This is a genomic window from Streptomyces sp. ID05-39B, assembly GCF_033794725.1.
In the GTDB taxonomy this organism is placed as follows: Bacteria; Actinomycetota; Actinomycetes; order Streptomycetales; family Streptomycetaceae; genus Streptomyces; species Streptomyces bobili.
In genome coordinates this window covers 19,953-37,870 of the sequence record NZ_JARGEF010000056.1, presented here as the reverse complement: position 1 = coordinate 37,870, position 17,918 = coordinate 19,953, and the positions used below count along the sequence as shown (strand labels likewise).

The 17,918-nt window shown below is 68.4% G+C and carries 18 protein-coding genes and 1 pseudogene; 7 read left to right on the top strand and 12 right to left on the bottom strand.

The features are described from left to right. The first annotated feature begins 670 nt into the window (after nt 1-670). From P1P75_RS15280 to P1P75_RS15265, 4 genes are all read left to right on the top strand, one after another. Nucleotides 671-3,061 (top strand): Helicase associated domain protein, encoded by a 2,391-nt coding sequence (locus P1P75_RS15280; protein WP_319255510.1) that lies wholly within the window; start codon nt 671-673, stop codon nt 3,059-3,061. Nucleotides 3,062-3,169: 108 nt separating this feature from the next. After that, nucleotides 3,170-3,514: a DUF6313 family protein gene (locus P1P75_RS15275; protein WP_319255509.1), complete on the top strand. Its 345-nt coding sequence runs from the start codon at nt 3,170-3,172 to the stop codon at nt 3,512-3,514. Further along, nucleotides 3,511-3,759 (top strand): hypothetical protein, encoded by a 249-nt coding sequence (locus P1P75_RS15270; RefSeq protein WP_319255507.1) that lies wholly within the window; start codon nt 3,511-3,513, stop codon nt 3,757-3,759. Before P1P75_RS15275 ends, P1P75_RS15270 begins: the two co-directional genes overlap by 4 nt. Nucleotides 3,760-3,789: 30 nt before the next feature. After that, a complete protein-coding gene (locus tag P1P75_RS15265; RefSeq protein ID WP_319255505.1) occupies nt 3,790-4,452 on the top strand; it encodes a CBS domain-containing protein in 663 nt (220 codons plus the stop codon). 241 nt (nt 4,453-4,693) lie between these two features. Here the strand turns inward: P1P75_RS15265 and P1P75_RS15260 are convergent, their stop codons facing one another. Continuing rightward, nucleotides 4,694-5,425 (bottom strand): hypothetical protein, encoded by a 732-nt coding sequence (locus tag P1P75_RS15260; RefSeq protein ID WP_319255512.1) that lies wholly within the window; start codon nt 5,423-5,425, stop codon nt 4,694-4,696. Here P1P75_RS15260 and P1P75_RS15255 point away from each other — a divergent pair. Both P1P75_RS15255 and P1P75_RS15250 read left to right on the top strand, forming a co-directional pair. Beyond that, nucleotides 5,382-5,582: pseudogene (locus P1P75_RS15255) on the top strand (helicase associated domain-containing protein); the annotation flags it as partial. The gene P1P75_RS15260 and the pseudogene P1P75_RS15255 sit on opposite strands and share 44 nt — an antisense overlap. Before the next feature lie 4 nt (nt 5,583-5,586). Further along, a complete protein-coding gene (locus P1P75_RS15250) occupies nt 5,587-5,688 on the top strand; it encodes a helicase (RefSeq protein WP_319255503.1) in 102 nt (33 codons plus the stop codon). Between the two features lie 59 nt (nt 5,689-5,747). On the opposite strand, the gene P1P75_RS15245 is transcribed toward P1P75_RS15250, so the two are convergent. From P1P75_RS15245 to P1P75_RS15210, 8 genes are all read right to left on the bottom strand, one after another. Then, on the bottom strand, nt 5,748-6,248 hold the full coding sequence (locus P1P75_RS15245; protein ID WP_319255501.1) for a Pycsar system effector family protein: 501 nt from the start codon (nt 6,246-6,248) through the stop codon (nt 5,748-5,750). Further along, a complete protein-coding gene (locus tag P1P75_RS15240) occupies nt 6,245-6,970 on the bottom strand; it encodes an adenylate/guanylate cyclase domain-containing protein (protein WP_319255500.1) in 726 nt (241 codons plus the stop codon). The genes P1P75_RS15245 and P1P75_RS15240 overlap by 4 nt, the downstream gene beginning before the upstream one ends. Nucleotides 6,971-7,165: 195 nt before the next feature. Beyond that, entirely contained in the window at nt 7,166-7,885 is a 720-nt protein-coding gene (locus tag P1P75_RS15235) for an adenylate/guanylate cyclase domain-containing protein (RefSeq protein WP_319255498.1), read from the bottom strand. A 27-nt stretch (nt 7,886-7,912) separates the two neighbouring features. Further along, the gene (locus tag P1P75_RS15230) at nt 7,913-8,176 is read right to left on the bottom strand and encodes a hypothetical protein (RefSeq protein WP_319255496.1); all 264 of its coding nucleotides are present in this window, start codon (nt 8,174-8,176) and stop codon (nt 7,913-7,915) included. A gap of 108 nt (nt 8,177-8,284) precedes the next feature. Further along, nucleotides 8,285-9,757: a serine/threonine-protein kinase gene (locus P1P75_RS15225; RefSeq protein ID WP_319255494.1), complete on the bottom strand. Its 1,473-nt coding sequence runs from the start codon at nt 9,755-9,757 to the stop codon at nt 8,285-8,287. 435 nt (nt 9,758-10,192) lie between these two features. After that, a complete protein-coding gene (locus tag P1P75_RS15220; RefSeq protein ID WP_319255492.1) occupies nt 10,193-10,396 on the bottom strand; it encodes a hypothetical protein in 204 nt (67 codons plus the stop codon). A gap of 92 nt (nt 10,397-10,488) precedes the next feature. Next, on the bottom strand, nt 10,489-11,079 hold the full coding sequence (locus P1P75_RS15215; RefSeq protein ID WP_319255490.1) for an XRE family transcriptional regulator: 591 nt from the start codon (nt 11,077-11,079) through the stop codon (nt 10,489-10,491). A 4-nt stretch (nt 11,080-11,083) separates the two neighbouring features. Next, nucleotides 11,084-13,324 carry a helix-turn-helix domain-containing protein gene (locus P1P75_RS15210; protein WP_319255488.1) on the bottom strand — a complete coding sequence of 747 codons (2,241 nt, stop codon included), beginning with the start codon at nt 13,322-13,324 and terminating at the stop codon, nt 11,084-11,086. Nucleotides 13,325-13,682: 358 nt separating this feature from the next. Between P1P75_RS15210 and P1P75_RS15205 the strand changes: the two genes are divergently transcribed. Beyond that, nucleotides 13,683-14,237: a helix-turn-helix transcriptional regulator gene (locus P1P75_RS15205; protein WP_319255485.1), complete on the top strand. Its 555-nt coding sequence runs from the start codon at nt 13,683-13,685 to the stop codon at nt 14,235-14,237. A 57-nt stretch (nt 14,238-14,294) separates the two neighbouring features. Here the strand turns inward: P1P75_RS15205 and P1P75_RS15200 are convergent, their stop codons facing one another. The 3 genes from P1P75_RS15200 to P1P75_RS15190 are packed head-to-tail and all read right to left on the bottom strand — an operon-like array spanning nt 14,295 to nt 17,835. After that, on the bottom strand, nt 14,295-15,410 hold the full coding sequence (locus tag P1P75_RS15200; protein WP_319255483.1) for a hypothetical protein: 1,116 nt from the start codon (nt 15,408-15,410) through the stop codon (nt 14,295-14,297). Continuing rightward, on the bottom strand, nt 15,407-16,150 hold the full coding sequence (locus P1P75_RS15195; protein ID WP_319255481.1) for an ATP-binding protein: 744 nt from the start codon (nt 16,148-16,150) through the stop codon (nt 15,407-15,409). The genes P1P75_RS15200 and P1P75_RS15195 overlap by 4 nt, the downstream gene beginning before the upstream one ends. Next, nucleotides 16,147-17,835: a transposase family protein gene (locus tag P1P75_RS15190; protein ID WP_319255479.1), complete on the bottom strand. Its 1,689-nt coding sequence runs from the start codon at nt 17,833-17,835 to the stop codon at nt 16,147-16,149. Before P1P75_RS15190 ends, P1P75_RS15195 begins: the two co-directional genes overlap by 4 nt. Nucleotides 17,836-17,918 lie beyond the last annotated feature (83 nt).

Sequence of the window (17,918 nt, the reverse complement as noted above, 5' to 3'; positions counted from 1 at the left end):
GGAGCCATCACGTACGGCAACAGTACCCCCATCCGCCAGAAGGTGCGCGCACGAATGTTCGCGTGCAGGAGGCTGGCAAGTACGAGGGCGATCAGAATCCCCGCGGAGCGGGATATGCCCTGCTGACGCAGGGCATAGAGCGCGAATTGCGCAAGCGCAATTCGAATTCCCGCGTAAACGCGGGAATGGAATTCCGTAAACGGAATTCCGAAAGGAATTCAATTCGCGCAAGCGCGAATTGGGGGCACCCGCGCAAGCGCGGTCGCCAGGGCTGGCAGCAAGGGGAGGTGCATCGCGCGCGGGCCTGTGTAGCTACTGGGAATCCCAGCCACCACCCCCACAACGGAAGTGACGGACTGTCGGCCTGACGGAGTGCCGGCCCCACCGCAGTGACGGGCTCCGCTGCGCTCCACCCGAACCCCTCCCCAACTCCCAAGACTGGATTGGTCACGCTCAACAGCACCCCGCCAGCATACAGGACAACCGGCCGCTACGGGGTGAGAATCGGCCATGTATCACCCTGGGGGCGGAAGTTGGCGCAAGGATGATGCATCACAGTCGTGCACTGTGTAGAGTCTGGGAACAGACACCACACCCCCGGGACGCAGTCACCTCGCCGGGATTCCCTTTCTGATTACGCGCCACATTCGCGAAAAGGAGAACACGGGGCATGGCCGTGAAACTGCGTGACCACCAGATCGAGGCCGTTGCCGCCATTGTGCACGGTCTCGATATCCCGCCGGGCGGTATTCCCTGGAATGGCCTGCGCGGCCAGGTGCACGCCGCGTGCGGCACCGGGAAGACGATTATTGCTGCCTCGTCGGCTAAGCGGATTGTTCCCAAGGGCCGCATTCTCGTTTTGGTGCCGACGCTGGATCTCCTGGCGCAGACGGTGAGGGCGTGGCACGAGGCCGGGCACAAGGGGCCGGCGGTTGCGGTGTGCTCGCTCCAGGACGACCCGGAGCTGTGGAACCTGAAGGTGCGTTCCACCACGAACCCCGTGCAGCTGGCGCTGTGGCACGGTTCCGGGCCCGTCACCATCTACGCGACCTACGCCAGCCTGGGAGTCCTCGCAGAGGCCTTCGAGGGCGTCTATGGCCAGAAGCTGGACCCGGTGGACCTCGCGGTAGTTGATGAGGCGCACCGGACAAGTGGCTCGATGGGTAAGGCGTGGGCGGACATCCACGACCAGACGATCATCCCGGCGTACCGGCGGCTGTACCTGACGGCGACGCCGCGGATCTGGGAGGAGCGGCTGAACCGCGAGGTTGCCGAGGGGGTCCGTGACCCGCTGCCGCAGGAGATGGCGGCCTCCATGGACGACGAGAAGGTCTTCGGGCCCGTCCTGTACAAGCTCTCGCTCGCGTCGGCCGTCTCCCGGGGCCTGCTGGCGCGCTATCAGATCATCGTGCTGGAGCTCCAGGACCCGGTCGTCACCCCGGAGAAGCTGATGGGCGAGGAGCGGCGCACTGAGGAGGTGCGGGGGCAGCGGCTGGGGGCGCTTCAGGCCGCGCTCCTGCACACGATGGCGCAGCACAACCTGCAGACGTGCATCACCTTCCACCACCGGACGATAGAGGCTCAGGCGTATGCGGAGGGCTTGGAGCGCGTCGCGGCGAAACTGCACGCTGACCAGCCGGAACGGTATCCGGTGAGGGTCTGGGCGGACTGGCTGTGCGGGGAGCATGTCCCGGAGCGCCGGCGGGGCGTGCTGGGTGAGTTCGGCTCCACCGCCTGGCGTGCGGTGCTTTCGAACTGTCGGGTCCTGGGCGAGGGCGTCGACATCCGCGCGGTGGACTCAGTGGCCCTGTTGGACCCGAAGGGGGCGCCACACGACATCGTCCAGGCCATCGGGCGTGCTTTGCGGCAGAAGCCGGGACAAGGGAAATTGGCCTCTCTGATCGTGCCGGTATTTCTCCAGCCGGGAGAGCAGCCGGAAGACATGTTCACCTCGGGATCGTATCGGCCTTTGGTGAAGGTACTCGAAGGTCTTCGGGCTCATGATGAAGAGGCCGTGGAATTGCTTGCCATTCCTCAGGAGCCGCAGAAGGCCGACGTGCAGCCGTCCACGCATATCGGGTCGGCGCCCGAGGACGGCGAGGAAGAATCCCGTCTGTTGCTCCGTTTCGCGGCGCCGCGTGATCCGGTGATGGTCGCGGACTGGGTCAGCTTCAACGTGATCGACACGGAGAAGCAGGACTGGGCGCGCGGCTGGGCGGCCTTGAAAAAGTTCACCGAGCGTGAGCAGAACGCCCGAGTCCCATATGGTCACAAAGAGGGCGCATACCCCCTTGGGGCATGGGTGGCAGAACAGCGACGGGCCTACGGCGCGGGGCAGATGACCGGCCTGCGCGCGCGGCGGCTGGAGAAGCTCGGCATGGTGTGGAGCGTCGCTGACGAACGCTTCCAGGAGAACCTGGAGGCCGCTAAGGCGTACTTCGAGGATCACTGGACCCTCTGTGCTCCGAGGTCTGCCGTGGCCCTAGACAGGCCGGTGGGGCAGTGGTTGAGCAATCTTCGCCGCGCGGGTGCGCTGGACGACCACCCGGAGTGGAAGGCCGCGCTGGAGGCCGTAGACCCGGACTGGGACCCGGATTGGTCGGCGGAGTGGCAGCGGCATTACGCCGCGCTGCGTGAGCTGGTGGCCGACGAAGAGGGCCAGGCGGAGGTTCTGCCCGGGTTCACGGTCCACGCGATGGACATCGGGAAGTGGCTGGCCCGGCAGCGCAATCCCGAGGTGTGGCAGGCCCTTCACGACGGGCAGCGCGAGCGCCTGGAGCAGCTCGGCATCACGCCGCTGGCCCCGGCCCCGGAGCCGGAGGCACCCGCGAAGCCGTCCACGGCGCCCGTGAGCGCCTTCGAGAAGGGCGTTGCGGCCCTGGCGCAGTACAGGGCCCGGGAGGGCTCTGTGAAGGTCCCCAGGGCCCATGTAGAGGCGTTGCCGGACGGGTCGGAGGTGAAGCTCGGGGTGTTCCTCAGCAACAGCAAGAGCCGCCGGGCCAAGCTCACCGCGGACAAGCTCCAGGCGTTGGCCGCCCTCGGTCTGGAGTGGGCAGCGTAGGTCCTACGCGGACTGGATAAGCCCCCAGTCGCGGCGACGATCACCGGGTTCTACGGTGAACGTAACGGCCTCGGGGATGGGTGCACCTATCGTCACGTGGGAGTCGGCGTGAGCGGAAGGAAATTGGATGCACTGAACAAGTTCCCCCACTGGCTGCTGCGTAGGGGATTGATCATCATCGTCCTCATCGCTGCGTGGTTCGGCGTCGTATGGGGTCTCCTGGGTTGGTCGGATGCCTGGGACCTCCTCGTCGGCCGAGCGACGCCCAGAAATGCTTCATACCCTTGGTTGACCTGGCCGTTGTCAGCACTTGGTTGGCTCATAGTTCCAGCGTTCGTCGGCGCGGTGACTGGGTACGTGGTCACCTCTCAGATTGATAAGCGCCGCAGCCTCACCGAGGCACAGATCGACGAACGAATCGCCAAGCGGCTCAAGGAGGGGGGCCACGGATGACCTCTCTCAGCGCCTTTCAAACCATCGGCGGGGAGAACGGACGATTCGCCAACGCCTTCATCTCTCTCCACGACGGGAATGTGGACAAGGCGGAGCGTTGCTGGGATCTTCAAGTAAGTGAGATCCTAAATGATCTAGATACCACGAGCGACGTTCCGTACTGGGATCGTCCGGCCTGGGCAGAAGAGAAGGCCAAGTGGAAGTTGTGGTTCTATGCAGTCTTCAACCAATGCGCAGCGCCCTGAGCGGCAGGGCCGGATCTACCCTTGGGGATCATGGTGAAGAAGACGGACGAAGAATTCGTCAGGGATCTGATGATCGCTGGAGCTCCGCTCAATGCCGACCCGGATGCGGTAGCTGCGGCTGCCTTGGAGATCGCGAAGGCTTCCACCAAGGGGCCACCTACCACGGATGCGATCATGGCCATCGCCGCCAAATATCCCCAGCTTGGCGAGCGGCGCGTCAGTCATCCCCAACCGGCGAACCACGCCGCCAAGCGCTCTCTCACCGCTCGCGACATCATGATCCCCCGAACCGCGCGGTTGGCGCCCACTGACTCACTTCGGGATGCGGCACAAACAATGCGTGATCTTGGGATGGGTGCGCTACCTGTGTGCGATGAGGGCGGGAAATTGGTGGGCATGATCACCGATCGTGACATCGTGGTTCATGCCTCCGCCGTGGGCCTCGACCCGGCCAAGGTGGAAGTCGGGAAGGTTACACAGGAGACGGCGTGGGTCGATGCGGATGAGGATCTCGTAAAGGTCCTGGAAACGATGGAGACGAACCGAATTCACCTCCTCCCAGTGCTGGATAACGCGCATCACCTGGTCGGGATGGTCACAGAGCATCGACTTGCTGCTGTTATCGACCGCGATCAGCTTGCTGAGTACGTCCAGCACGAGTACGACGCTGAAGCTGGCTCCCATCTGGGGTGACCGCTTGAGGCGATCGACCACCCCACATGGTCGGTTGCTGACAACCAGAGCGACCGAGCCGGGCCCCAGGGACGTCTTCTCCCCTGGGGCCCGACGCGGGTCAGATCTCCCCGCCGCCGTGGCGGTGAGCCAGTCGGCGGCTTCGGTGTCGGTCAGGATGAGCCTGCGTCTGGTGGGCGGTGCCGTCCTGGACGACGTGGACGCGGCCCGGGTGCGTGGGTGTGCTTCGGGGCGGGGCCGGCTATCGGGGCGAGCCGCTGCCAGGTGTGGGTGCCGCCCGCGCGAGGATCACGGTGGCGAACTGCTCGCGGGCGGAGGCGGTCAGGCCGCCGCCGGAGGCCCGGCCGTTGTAGAGGACGTGGATGCGGGCCTGGCGTCCCTCGTACAGGACTTCCTCGAGCGCGGTGATGGCCGGGGACTTCTGCGGCTCTCCCTCCTGCCGGAAGGTCCCCCAGTAGCGGGCGAGGTGGCGCAGGCTGTCGTCGGCCCGGTCGAAGACGACCATCAGGCGCGGCACGTCGTCGAGGCGTTCGTCGTGCTGGTCGGCGAGGTCGGTGCGGCGCTTCAGCTCGGTGGCGAGGCCGACCAGGGCGTCGTGGACGCCGGCGACGTTGCCGCGGTGCGTCACGGTCGGCAGCTCCGTCGCCCACAGGTGGGAGATCCGCGGGGTGTCGAGGACCAGGGCGTGGGCGCCCTGGTGCAGGAACTGGGCGGTGAGGGTGCGCAGGATGGTCGTGCTGCCGCCGCCGGCGCTGGTGCAGACCAGGATGTGCGGCGCGTTGTCGACGTCGACGTCGAAGGCGATCGCCGTTCCGTCGGTGCCGACGCCGATCAGTGCGGCAGAGGCGGGCAGCGCCTCCAGCTGCTCACGCAGGCCGGGGTCGGTGAGGCGGAGCACCTTCGGGAGCACGGTCGTGGTCGTCATGGTGCGGCAGGACTGGGCGCGCGGCTGGGCGGCGCTCAGGAACTTCACGGAGCGCGAGCTTCATGCCCGCGTGCCCTACGAACACCGGGAGCAGATGTTTCCGCTGGGGACATGGGTGGCGGAACAACGACGGGCGTACGGGGCGGGGCAGATGACCGGCAAGCGCGCCGCGCGGCTGGAGAAGCTGGGCATGGTCTGGTCGGTCGTGGGTGAAGCTGGGTGTGTTCCTCAGCAACAGCAAGAGCCGCCGGGCCAAGCTGACCGTCGACAAGCTCCAGGCGCTGGCCGGCCTCGGACTTGAGTGGGCATAGCGGCACCCATCGGGGCGGCTGCCGCGATACCACAGTCGCCCTGATGCAGCGCTGGTCAGTCAGGCTGCCAGCCCGGCTATGAAGACCAAGAATCCGCCGCTTGCCGCGAGGAGGAAGGAAAGCTGTACGAAGCGGTGCTTACGCCACGCGATCTTGCTCATGTTCACGAGTTGGTTGCTCAGGATGGGCAGGATGTCCTCCTGCGCCAGCTTCTGCGCGAGCGTGACGGGATCCCAGAATTGGAGGTGCCCAAAATAGATGAAGTTCTGTGGCGCCTCCTCCTTGAGGAGTTTGACCTTCCGGAGTCTGGGGGCCACCACGAGGATCGCGAGGACGGCACCCGCCAGGATCAGCCCGGCTCCTGCCCACAAGGTTAGGCGCGCGCCGTAGCCGTGGAGGCGGGAGAATCTGTGTCCGTTGTCGGACAGAGCGATGATGCCTGCGAGGGCAGCCGATTCCAGGGTCAGCGCAAAAGACGCCTTGGCGTCTACTCGCCCTGTCCACTCTCCGATGGCCGCGTGGATCCGCCAGGCTGTCTCTTTTGCCTCGTCTGTGCTCATGGCTTCGACATCCAGGTGGACTTGTAGACGGTGATCTTCTCGCCGCCGACCTCTCGTGTGAACGGGCCTTCCCACATCAGCTTCTTGTCGGGCCCTGAGGTGTACTTCGACGTGTCGAGTAGTTTCTTGAAAACGGGCTCTGTGATGTAGGTCCTGTAGAGGCCGTTGCGGACGTCACTGAGCTTGGCCGCCACGTTGGGTGCTCGGCCGATCGAGACGAGGTCGTTGTGGCCCCGGACGCCGCCGCGCACGATCAGTGCGGTCCCTGAGTCGATGCCGACGCAGTGTTTGATCTGGAAGCCCTTGGTGGTGATGGATGACAGATTCGCCTCCACCTTGGGGCGCACGATCTTCTCGACGACGTGGTGAATCTGCAGACCGCACTTCGCGGCGTCGCTGTTCTTGGTGTTGCCCATGAACACGGCCATGACGCGGTCACCATCGAAGCTACGAATCTGCCCGCCGCGGGCCTTGATGACACGGCAGGTGGCGTCCAGGTAGGCCCGGATGACCTTCGCAGCGGTGGTGCGGGTGAAGTCCCGCGCGAGGCCTGTGGAGTCAGCCAGATCCGCGTAAAGGTAGACCGCGTCGACCTCCACAGCTCCGTTGCCCAGCTTCACGTCATCCGTGGTCGGAACGACAGTTCCTTTGCGGATATCCCAGTTGGAACACACCACGCTCGTGACAGCAGTGCTGATGTCATCAGCTAGCCCCATAAACACCCCGATCTTCGTACTGGCGAGCGCAACGTAGCAGGCCCTACCGACAACGAGAGGCGGCATTAGAGGAGTTGCCGCCCAGGCGGAGGCGATTCGAGACGCGCGTCCTCCGTCGGCCGCCCCTGTGCCGGGGCGACCGTGCTCAGGTGAGTACGTGTCACCCGGGCGCCACAGCCGGTCCCTCGGACGATGCGATCCCTAACCGATGCCCCACGAGTAGCTGGTGCGATAGGTGGTCATCTGCTCGCCTCCGACGTCCGTCACATACGGGCTCCACATGTCTTTGCCGTCGTTGTCGTACTGGGAGCCTTCGAGTAGCGAGTGGTAGACGCTGTCAGTGATGTAGATCCGGTAGTACGGTTCGGCGCGGATATCGCTCAGCTTGGCTGCGATGTTCGGTGCTCGGCCGATCGAGACGAGGTCGCTGCTGCCACGCACTCCGGCGCGGGTGATGAATGCGTCTCCCGAGGCGATGCCGATGCTCATGCGTACGTCGAACCCGTCCTGCTCCAGTTGTGGCAGCTCTGCGTAGAGCGCGGGCTCTACGATCTTCTGCATCGCGTAATTGATCTTGAGTGCGCACTCGGCTGCAGTGGTGTTCTTGGCGCCCGCGATGAAGATGGCCATGACGCGGTCACCGTCGTAGCTGCGGATTTCTCCGCCGTAACTCTTGATAATCGTTGACGCTGTACGAAGCGAGGCGCGTATCACCTTGCCAGCAGTCTCCCACTCGAAGTCGCGGGCCAGTTTGGTGGAGCCAAGCAGGTCGGCGTAGAGGTAGACGGCATCGAGCTTTACGGCGTCGTTCGTGAACAGTTTGACGTCGTCCGTCCCAGGGACCACCCGCCCATCCCGAACGCTCCACGGCCCGCCCACCAGTTTGTCCAAGTCCGAGCGAAGTTCATCACCGAGTGTCATATCTATCCTTCTGTCTCTTGCAGCGCTTCAGCCCCTCGCGCTGTCTCGGGCGCAGGTCCTCTTGGCGCGGGCGGCGAGCGCGTCGCACAGGATGCTGTCGGGCGTGCGTGCCATGCGGAGCAGTTCCCGGATCACTTCGGCCTTGTCCCAGCGGATGCCGGTCTGTTCCCGCAGGTCCAAAATCCAGTGGTCGATCTCCTGGGACTCGCCCGGGTCGAAGCGGACTGTCGTCGGGATGGCGCCATCTGCCTTCGGGGCGGGCCGCGGAGCCGTGTGGTACGTCGTCGTCATGCCCGGTCCAACGAGCCAGCCGTGCGATAGGACGTGCGGCACCCTCGCCATCCAGTCGTTCGCCCTGCGCTCGGATCGGGGCCGCCGCTAGCCGGCGGCCCCGTGTGGTCATCGCCTCCAGGAGCCCTGGGGGTCACGTTCGGGCATGCGGCTGGGGTGGGTGAGTCGGCCGGTCGACGCCTGGGCTAGCCAGTCGGCCCACCGGCTGATGAGCTCGTCCAGGTCCCCGATGACGAGCGGGATGAAGGGCCAGGCCACCTGGTGCATCATCATCCCCGGGCTGACGGCGGCGCGTGATTCGTGGTGAGGGTTGAGCGCGAAGGGTTCCATGGTTTTCGCGGTGGGGCGCAGCGGGGTGTCCATGAAGGCGGTCTCGAACCACTGGTACTGGTCTTCTGTCTGCGCGTCGGCGTACCAGAGGGAGTGGCTGCGGCCCTCGTACCCGTGATAGTTGGCGGGGACCTTCAGGGAAAGGGTCGCGGACGCGATGACGTCGAACGGCGCCGGCGTCGAGGTGGTGCGCCAGACCTCGGGGGCGGTCTCCCGCGGTCCGGACAGGGTCAGCTGGGCGTCGTCGATGCGGACGGTCCACCCTCCCTGGTTGCCTCTGCGTACCTCCGCGCTCGGGGCGGCAGCCGTGAGGGCCGTGAGGAAGGCGTCGGCGATAAAGGAGAACGAGGCCGTGGCGGCCTCCAGCAGGGCCTTGCGGCGGTCGGCCTCGGTGGCGTGTGCCGACGCCCGGCGGTCGGCTTCGGCCTGGCGCGCGACCGCGCCCTGGTTGGCCTGCGCAAGCGCGGCCAGCCCGCCGGAGAGCGGAGCCGCGGGGATCTGCCCCAGCCGGGCGAGCACGTTGCCAGCAGCTGGGCGGCCCTGCGGGGCCCGAAAGAGGCACTCGATGATCAGCGCGGCCAGGAGAGGCGGAGCAGTAGTGAGCGGTGGCGGGGTTCCGTGCAGGTGCTGCTCCTGGAAGTCGTGCTCGGCCGGTCCGGTGAAGGGCCTGACGCCCTCCAAGAGCTCGTAGGCCAGGACGCCCAAGGCGTAGATGTCGGTCGCGCCGGTGGCCCGCTGGTACTTCCAGACCTCGGGTGCCATGTACGGCAGGCTTCCCCCGCCCTTGTAGGTGTGCTGGGCTGTGGTCGCTTCGGCGTAGCGGGCGATCCCGAAGTCGGCCAGGCACCAGCGGCCACCGAGCAGCAGGACGTTCGCCGGCTTGAGGTCGCGGTGGACGACCTCGCGGTCCTTGAGGCCGGCAAGTGCTTCGGCGACGTCGGACAGGACGGCAACCACCTCGTTGAGGGGCAGCTGGCCGTGCTCCTGGAGGTGGTCCCGCAGGGACTTCTCGGCACGGGGCATCACCAGCACCCACTGGTCTTCGTGCTCACCGCTGTCGATGACCGGCACCACGTTGCGGACGCCGTCCAGGTCGGTGAACAACATCTCCCGCTCGGTACCCGGCGTCTTGGGCACGAGCTTCACCGCCGCCTTCTCTCCAGCGGCGTTCTCCGCCTCGAACACGGCGCCGAAGCCGCCATCCCCGATGCGGGCACCGACGGCCCACTCCTCATTCAGTGCCAGTCTCATGGTGCGCGTTGTCTCCATCGTCAACTGCTGTCCCGTGAGGGCGGTTTCGCCCCGCTTCTATGGTCTCAGCCCCCACTGACATCGGTAGATCCGTGCCGTCCCGCACGCTCCGAGCCGGGCCCCGGGTGTCTGCTTCCCGGGGCCCGTGGCGTGTTCGGCCCGGGTCAGATCTCTCCGGCCGCCGTGGCGATGAGCCAGTCGGCAGCTTCGGTGTCGGTCAGGAGTAGCGCCTGCGCCGGGTGGGCGGTGCCGTCCTGTACGACGTAGGCACGGCCCGGGTGCGTGCAGGGCTTCGGAGCGGGGCCGGCTATCGGGGCGAGACGCTGCCAGGTGTCGGCACCGACCCGCGAGGATCACAGTGGCGAACTGCTCGCGGGCGGCGGATCCGAGGACGTCGGCGGTGGGCCGTCCGTCGAAGAGGACATGGATGCGGGCCTAGCATCCCTCGTGCAAGGCGTCCTCGAGTGCAGTGATGGCCAGGGACTTCTTCAGGTCGTCCTTCTGCCGGAAGGTCTCCCAGTGCTGGGCGAGGTGCCGCAGGGTCGTGTCGGCACGGTCCAGGACGGCCATCAGGCGCGGCACGCCGTCGAGGTCGGTGCGGCGCTGGAGTTCGACGGCGAGGCCGACCAGGCTTGCCAACGGGATACCTGAAGGCGAGTTCCGTGTGATGGCTGCCGCGCGGGCGACGGATGGCAGTGATGTGAGAGCCCGGAGGCGGCGTCGGGACCAAATCAGAAGGAGACGTCGATGTAGTCGATGTCGGTGAATTCGACCTCAAGCTGGTCGGCGCGGCGGCCATGGTCCTTGAAGTACATCTCCTGGATGCCTTCGGCGATGACCTCGTTAGGGCTCTGGGCACCGATGCCCCGCTGCGCATCGAACAGACGCCGGGCGTAGTCGGCCGGGAGGTGAACGGTGATGCGGCGCTGGCGGCCGTCGTCGGTCGTGCCGATCGGCGCGCTGTAGCCGAAACGGGCGCGGGCCTCCACGGTGATCCCGGTACGGGTCGCGGCCTGCTTGCGGCGCCGGTCGCGGACACGGGGCTGCCAGCGGGCGCGTACGACCGCGTCGATCCGGTCGGCGATCACCTTGGGCGGATGCTTGCGCGCGCCGGTGCGGTAGCGCTCCACGGACCGCTGGGTGATGCCCAGCTCCTGCGCGACCGCCTTGGTCGTCTTCAACTTCCCCAGCAGGAAGTTGATGCGCGCCTTCAAGGTCTTGGGCGGCTCCTGGGTGAACCCTTCCTGACCGGCGCGCTCGATGGCTTCCTGGACCAGGGCGTCGTCGGCGTCGGCGTTGCCCGGACGGATCCGTCTCACCACGGGGCTACTCCCCTTCGTCCATGACGGCGTCGCCGCCCTTGATGTGGCGGGCGGGGTTGTAGCCCTGCTCCATCAGGTCGACCGCCCACGCCATTTCCTGGACGCCCTCGACCTTGCACAAGCCTGGGTTCGCGCCGACGCGGAAGGTGCCGTAGACCGGGGCCCCGTCGCCATCTGTCGGCAAGAAGTCCAGCGCGGAGGGGCCTGGACTGGCGTAGGCGACGCAGTCGGACAGCACCGCGAGCGGGTAGAGGCCGGTCAGGGCGGCGAGTTTGGCCATCTTGCGGTGCATGTTCACCCGGGCCTTGGCGATGACCGCCGCGCGGATGTCGGGCCGCCAGGTGGGGCGTTCCAGGGCGGGCCAGCGCTCGCCGTCCTTGTAGTGGCGGCCCTGGGGTCGTTCGCGGAGCTTGCCGATGCCGCCCTTGACGGTCGACTTGATCGCCGACAGCACCATGGCGCCCTGCTGGTGGCGACGTACCAAGGCGGCGAGGTCTTCATCGCTCATGTCGGCGCGGCTGGCGGGCAGTTCGGTGAGCGCGGCGCGCAGGGTTTCGAGGCGGGTGCCGGTTGCGGCCGCGTACGTCTTGTGCAGTGCCATCGCGTCCAGGAACGCGGCCGGGTCGGTGTCCTTGTCGACAGGGATGCCCATGTCTGCGGTGGTGGTCAGGTAGGCGTCCTTGAGCCGGTCGTGCCACGGGTCCAGGTATGCGCCGGTCTCTTGGCGCAGGTATGCCTCGATCGGGCGGACCTCGTGCCCGAGTTCCTCGGCATAGGCCAGGGTCGCGGTGGTGTACCAGCCGGGTCCGTCGGGGCGCAGGCCACTTGGAGTGAAGGGGTTGGGCAGGCGCGGGTCCATCTCGATGTGGGAGAGGTCGGCCAGCCAGGTGCCGGGGATCTTCTTGTCGAACACCGGCGCCGTGACGGGGACTGGTTGCGACAGTCCGACGGTGAGGCGGGCGGCGGCCGCGAGGAAGGCGGTGTTGATGTCGATGCCCACCGCCCAGGGCAGCAGGCACTCCTCGTCGCTGAGCAGTTGGGGATCGCGCACCCACTGGTAGGCCTCCTCGTCGAGGAAGCCGCCCTCCCAGCCCTGCGCGACCGGATGCTCCTGGGGGGCATCCGGCGGCGCCGGGTCCACCGGGCGGGCGAGTGCGCCCGGGTTCGGACCGGAGACCCACTCGCCGGTCGTGTCGTCCTTGACCGGCCGGGTCGGCGGCCGCAACGCCGTCATCAGCTCCAGCCCGGTCACTGCGGTGGAGCCACGCGGAGTGAAGACCCGAGACGCGAACACCCCCAGGACACGGGCCAGATCGGCCGGGTGCAGGCTCGCCACGTTGCCCCAGGCGCGGATGTCCAGGGCATCCCAGGGCAGGATCGCCAGCTGCACGCACTGCCGCCGGCCCGCCTCTGCCGGACGGTAGATCCGCGGCCACGGGCCGAAACCACGCTGCGTCAGCTTCCACTTCACACGGGCCAGTTGCCTGACGACCGGGTGGTCCTCCGCCAGACGCAGGTCCCGGCGGTCCTCCAGCCGTTCCGGCAGCCCGAACCGCACCGCCGCGGACTGGGTGAGCACGACCAGGGGGTCAGAGTCCTTGCCGTGCCGGTGCAACCGCGCTTGCCCGATCCCGGACTCCTGCAGCGTCCACTCCACCAACTGCGCAATGGTGGTTGCTGGGCAGTCCAGCAACACGCCGCCCAGGCAGTAGGCGGTGCCGTCCCCGTCCAGCACGGCCAGAGGCCCGTTCGGGAAGCGGGAGTCGGCTGCGGGCGCGGCCGCCTTCGACCTCGCCGGACGCCGTGACGCCGACGCGGTCCTGGAGGCGCCGGCCGGACGGGACGCGGCCACGGCAGACCTGTTGGGGGGCAAGGAGCTCGCGGGCACAGGCACTGGGTCGTGAGCAGGCCCGTCGGCGGGCGCAGGTTGCTCGGGTGCGGGCACGGAACTGGTGAAGGTCTCCGGCGCAGGCTCGGTGGCCGGTTCGGCCGGGTGCTTCGCCGCCCAGCCTTCCAGCAGCCGTAGATAGGCCTCACGGCGTGGCGGGCGCGGCTCGGACCGGCCGTTCTCCCAGTTCTTCACGGTCTGCGTCGAAGTCCGCAGCACCTGGGCCAACCGGGCCTGCGTGACGCCGGCCGCCTCACGCAGCCTGGCCCGCTCCCCCGGCAGCGGCAACTCCGGTTCGCCTGCCAGCAGTTCGTCCACCGCTGCGAACAGCTCATCCTGATTCGGCTGGTTCGGCATCGCCACCTCCGCCCCGCACGCTAGCAAGAAATTACCCCTGGATATGACCCATTCCTTATCCTTGAATTAAAGAATATTCGGCCATACGGTGCGTCGTGGCCGAGAGATGGGTCAGCCGCAGCGGGCATGCCTGGTGTCGCCCTGCTGGTCGACCCTCCCGGTCCGGCCCACGACGGCGATCCGGCGAGCGGTGGTGTCTGGCGCAGAGCGATCGTCTGGGCCGCGCAGTGGTACTGCGGTGTCGGCAGCGGTAGCTGAAGTCGGCCACTGCTGACACCAGTACACGGAAACAAAGCCGGGGTAGGAACATGGTGCCTCTGGAGCGATATGCAGTGGACACGGGCGAGCGGACGGGGTCTTGGGCGAGATCAACGAGGGTTTAGAGCGGGCCTTGCGTACCCGGCCGCTGCCGGTCAGTGTCGGTGCCCGCCTGCGCTTCCTACTCAGAGCGGAGAAGGGATCCACGAAGAGGCTGGCTGCTGTTCTGGGGGTCTCGCAGCGGACGGTGCAGCGGTGGGTCACCTCCGGCCCGGGGAGGCGCCAGCCAAGTCCTGTGCAGGCACAGGTGATCGAGGATGCCGTCCAGGCGCGGTGGCAGCCCCGGATTCGCGAGCGGTTGCGTGCGGATGCCGAGGCCCGCGGCTTCTGCCTGCACACCCGGGCGCGGTTCGGGTTCGCGTCCGCGGTCGGCTCCTCCGATGACCCGCGTCGGCGGCTGATCACCCAGCGGCTGTCCGGCGCGGTCGCGCGGGAGCTGTTCGGTGCCCGGGACGCCGGTGCAGGCGAGGCGCAGCAGATGGTCATCCTGGCTCGCTCGCTGGGGCATGCGTACTTCCGTGACGGAGGAGGGCGCGCCCACGGTCTCCAGGTGGCCTTCTCGGATGTCGAGTTCGCCGACTTCACCATCGGGTGACCGGGCCGGTGGTCGAGGACGTCGGGGTCGCCGGAGGCGGTGTGCGGCTGTCTCGGTCTACCGGCGCGGTCGGGACGGCTTTCCGGGCCTGGACAGCAGGGTCTCGTAGCGCTCGGCCTGCCCGCGTTCCGCCCAGTCCCACACGACGCCGCCGGCGCGGGCCGGCTGCGGAGGCTGGGTTGGGCGCACTCTGGCGTTCTCGGCCAGACGCAGGATGTGAGGGCGTTCGTCCTGGCGGGCCAGCAGTTCCCGGCTGTCGGTGAGCGCGGCGAAGGATGCCGCCGCGCGTAGGAACGGGCGGGCCCATGCCGGGATCGGGTGCACGGCGCAGCCGTCGGTGTAGCGGGCGGGGTCGTGGAAGGCGAGGGTGGCCGCGTCGGGGCCGAGGTCTTCGGCGCGGACGGTGAGGAGTTGCTGGAACGACGCGCGGGTGAGCAGCGTGGTGGCCAGGGCGGCGGCCAGCCGGGGGTGCGCGGTTGCCTGGTGGATTCTGCGGGTGATCTCGCGTACGGCTGCCTCGGTGAGGGGGCGTGGCGGCGGCCGGTGGCGCCAGTCGATCGGTGCCGGCGTGCACGGGCCTGTGCAGGGCTGGGTGCTGTCGTAGGAGACGAGGCGGTCCAGGGCGGGGATGGTCATCCAGCGGACCGCAGACGCGGTCGGGGTCTGCGCCAAGGGCTGGGGGCCAGTCGCTGCGGGTGTGCCGTCGTAGTAGTGGCTGCGGGCGGTGTCCAGGTCGCTGGTGACGGTGTGGGGCACGGGGTGCAGGGCCCGGTGGAGCGCGGTGGTCAGGTGGGGGCGGTGGCAGACCAGGGTCAGGGGGATGCCGGTGGTGTCGCGCAGGTGCAGAAGGCACTCGAGGCGGCGTGTGGTGAGCCGGTGGGCGCGCAGGACGGTGAGCCGGGCGGCAGGCAGGGCGGCGATCCAGGCGGTGGCGGCCTCCCACGCGGGCTGTCGGCCTGCGGGGAAGCGGCCTGGCAGTAACGGCGGTTTGCCCAGGGCTGCGAGGAGGTCGTGGGCGAGAGCGGTGTCGCTGGTGGTGCCCGGTCCGGGATGCAGGGTGATCCGGCCGACGGCGGGATCGTGGGCTGCCAGGGCGGCGTGAGTGTGGGCGACGTCGTCGTACCGGTCCATGACCAAGGCGACGGGCGGCGCGGCACGGTGGGCGGCGTTCACGCGAGGCGGCTGAAGGCCCAGCGCAGCAGTTCCTGATCCACCACCGAGCGTCCCGTGCGGGCCAGGGCAGTACGGGCATGGGCGGTCAGCTGTGCCCATGCCCGGAAGTTGCCGTGCGCGGCGTGCTGGTCGGCGAAGGCTATGTCGGCGGGGTCGGCGTCGGCCCAGACCGGGTGGAACAGCGGAATCACCTCAAGGACCTCGGCGGGGGTGAGGCGGGTGAAGTGCTGCCAGATGAAGACACGGGAGGACAGCATCGGTTCGCGGCGCAGCACAGTGTGGCAGCCCTCGCCGCCGACGAAGATGATCGCGAGCTGCGTTGAGGGTTCGTCCCACAGGTAGCGGAAGTATTCGAACGCCTCCCCGTTGAGCCACTGGGCCTCGTCCACGAGGAAAGTGCGGGGGCGTTCGGCCAGGGCGGTCTTCAGCAGCCGGTCGAACTCGCTGGGGTGGCGCGGCGGTTCACCGGCCAGGTCGAGCGCGGTGAACAGTTCGTAGCGCACCGCGCGGGCGGTGGGCCGGGCCCGGAAGGTGATCTTGCGGACGTCCTCGCCGGGTTCGAGTTCGCGCAGGCAGGTGTTGACGGCAAGGGTCTTGCCGAAGCCGGCGCCGCCGTGGATGCACATCATGGCGCGGGCTGCGACGGTGTCGGTGATGTTCTCCCGGGCAGTGAGCAGGGCGCGGGTGGTGACCACGGAGGCGTCGGGCAGGTCGACGTACTGGTAGGTGGCCGCGGTCACGAGGCGTCTCCGTCTTTGTCGGTGGTGGGACGTGCGGGCCGCCCGTCGGGGCCGTCCGGAGCGGGAGCGGAATCACGGCCGGACGGGAGCGGGGTGGGCCGGTCTGGTGTGGTCAGCGCGGCCAGGGAAGCGGGGGTACGCCACCCGGCCGGCGGCGCGGCGGGCGGGATGAGGTCCGGCAGCGACAGCTGCGACAGGTCGGTTTCGGTGGCCTGGGCGAGTTCGGCCTCGGCCTGCGCGGTGGTCAACGCACCGAGCCGCTGAGGGGCCCCGGGCTGGTTCACGGCGGCGTAGCGCTCGCGCTGGGAAGCCTCCAGGTCCTTCTTGAGGCGGCGGGTGCGGGCGGCCCGTGCTCGCCGTACGGCGCTGACCTGTTCCTCGGTGGCCCGGTCGGCCAGATCCGCGGGACCGAGGTAGCGGCCGGTGGCCGCGTGGTAGACCTCGATCCGGTGGTCGTGGTGGGGCATGAAGCGGACCCTGACCTGGATCCCTGCCCGACCGGTCATCCACGGGCCCACATAGTCGCGTTTCCTGAAGCGGACTCCGCGGGTGGTCAGCGTGCGGGTGCCGGCGTCCTCCAGGGTGAAGGTCCACAGATCCGCGACCGGCACGTCCCGCAGCGGGGTGGGATCGTCCTGCCACGCCTGGAGCGGGGTCATGCCCCGCAACGGCGCCGGGAGGTGCTCGGTGTTCCACCAGAGCGTCCAGGCCAGCAGCCGGGCGGTGAAGTCCTCGAAGCCGAGCAGCACTTCGTCCTTCGGGCGGGAAGCGCGTTTGCCGGGGCGCGGCTGGCGGGCGTAGCCGGGCAGCGCGGCCAGGAACATGCTCTCCACCGCCCGGTTCAGGCCCTCCACGGTGCCCTTGAGGTGGGGGGTGTAGGCGGGCAGGTCCTCCACCTCCACGTCCAGGAGATCGAACGCGGCGGTCACCGTCCTGGACAGGAAGTCCTTGCCGCGGTCCACCCGTACTTTCTCCGGCAGGCCGCCGAACGGGCCGTAGGGGTCCTCGCGCAGGACCGCGGAACGCAGTGCGGACAGCACCGACTCCCGCGACGGATCCCCCGGCGTGACCGCGACACCCGTGATCGCGTTGGTCGCGCAGTCGGTGAACCACGTGATCCACGGCCTGCGTGCGGTGCCGTCGACGTCGACCAGCACCGGGGCCTGCATGTGGTCGGTCTCCCACACCTGGTTGCGCCAGCCCCGCGGCCGGGCCAGGAACACATCGTGCTTGCGCGCCGCCCGCTCCCCTCCCACAAGCCCGGCCCGCTCCCCCGGCGTCAGGTCCCGGCGGATCGCGCGGTGCAGCGTCGTCAGAGACGGTGCGTCCGCAGGCGGAGACTGCCGAGCGGCACGCAGGACCAGTTCGCGATGGACGGCCCGCACGTTCCCCTTCCACAGTGCCAACAGCCCACGGACTTCAGGCGTGATCGTGAACGTCGCACCGGCCCGGGTACGGGTGCCAGGGTCGCCGGCTGCGGCCTCATCGTTCTCAGCCGCGGCCAGCCACCGCCACACCGTGCGCTCCGCCACCCCCAACGCGTCTGCAGCCACCCGTACATGGCCCGCCGTCAGTTTCTTTGCCGCCCGCAGTGCGAGCAGTCGCCGTACCGCCGGACCACGCAGTGCCGTCCTCGATGCCGCGGGCAGCCCGCCGCCTGCGCGGACGGCGTCACCGTCCTCCATGTCAGTTCCCCTCGCGCGGTGGGACGTCGTGTACGTGCCGGGTGCCGGGCGCATGTGATCGCCCTTCCGCCTCCTGCCGGAGC

What these genes read in the sequence shown, in the direction of transcription:
- P1P75_RS15235 (WP_319255498.1), bottom strand. Translation starts at nt 7,885, where the DNA reads ATGACACTCGGTGATGAACTTCGCTCGGACTTGGACAAACTGGTGGGC.
- P1P75_RS15225 (WP_319255494.1), bottom strand. Translation starts at nt 9,757, where the DNA reads ATGAGACTGGCACTGAATGAGGAGTGGGCCGTCGGTGCCCGCATCGGG.
- P1P75_RS15190 (WP_319255479.1), bottom strand. Translation starts at nt 17,835, where the DNA reads ATGGAGGACGGTGACGCCGTCCGCGCAGGCGGCGGGCTGCCCGCGGCA.
- P1P75_RS15270 (WP_319255507.1), top strand. Translation starts at nt 3,511, where the DNA reads ATGACCTCTCTCAGCGCCTTTCAAACCATCGGCGGGGAGAACGGACGA.
- P1P75_RS15280 (WP_319255510.1), top strand. Translation starts at nt 671, where the DNA reads ATGGCCGTGAAACTGCGTGACCACCAGATCGAGGCCGTTGCCGCCATT.
- P1P75_RS15230 (WP_319255496.1), bottom strand. Translation starts at nt 8,176, where the DNA reads ATGACGACGACGTACCACACGGCTCCGCGGCCCGCCCCGAAGGCAGAT.
- P1P75_RS15210 (WP_319255488.1), bottom strand. Translation starts at nt 13,324, where the DNA reads ATGCCGAACCAGCCGAATCAGGATGAGCTGTTCGCAGCGGTGGACGAA.
- P1P75_RS15245 (WP_319255501.1), bottom strand. Translation starts at nt 6,248, where the DNA reads ATGAGCACAGACGAGGCAAAAGAGACAGCCTGGCGGATCCACGCGGCC.
- P1P75_RS15265 (WP_319255505.1), top strand. Translation starts at nt 3,790, where the DNA reads ATGGTGAAGAAGACGGACGAAGAATTCGTCAGGGATCTGATGATCGCT.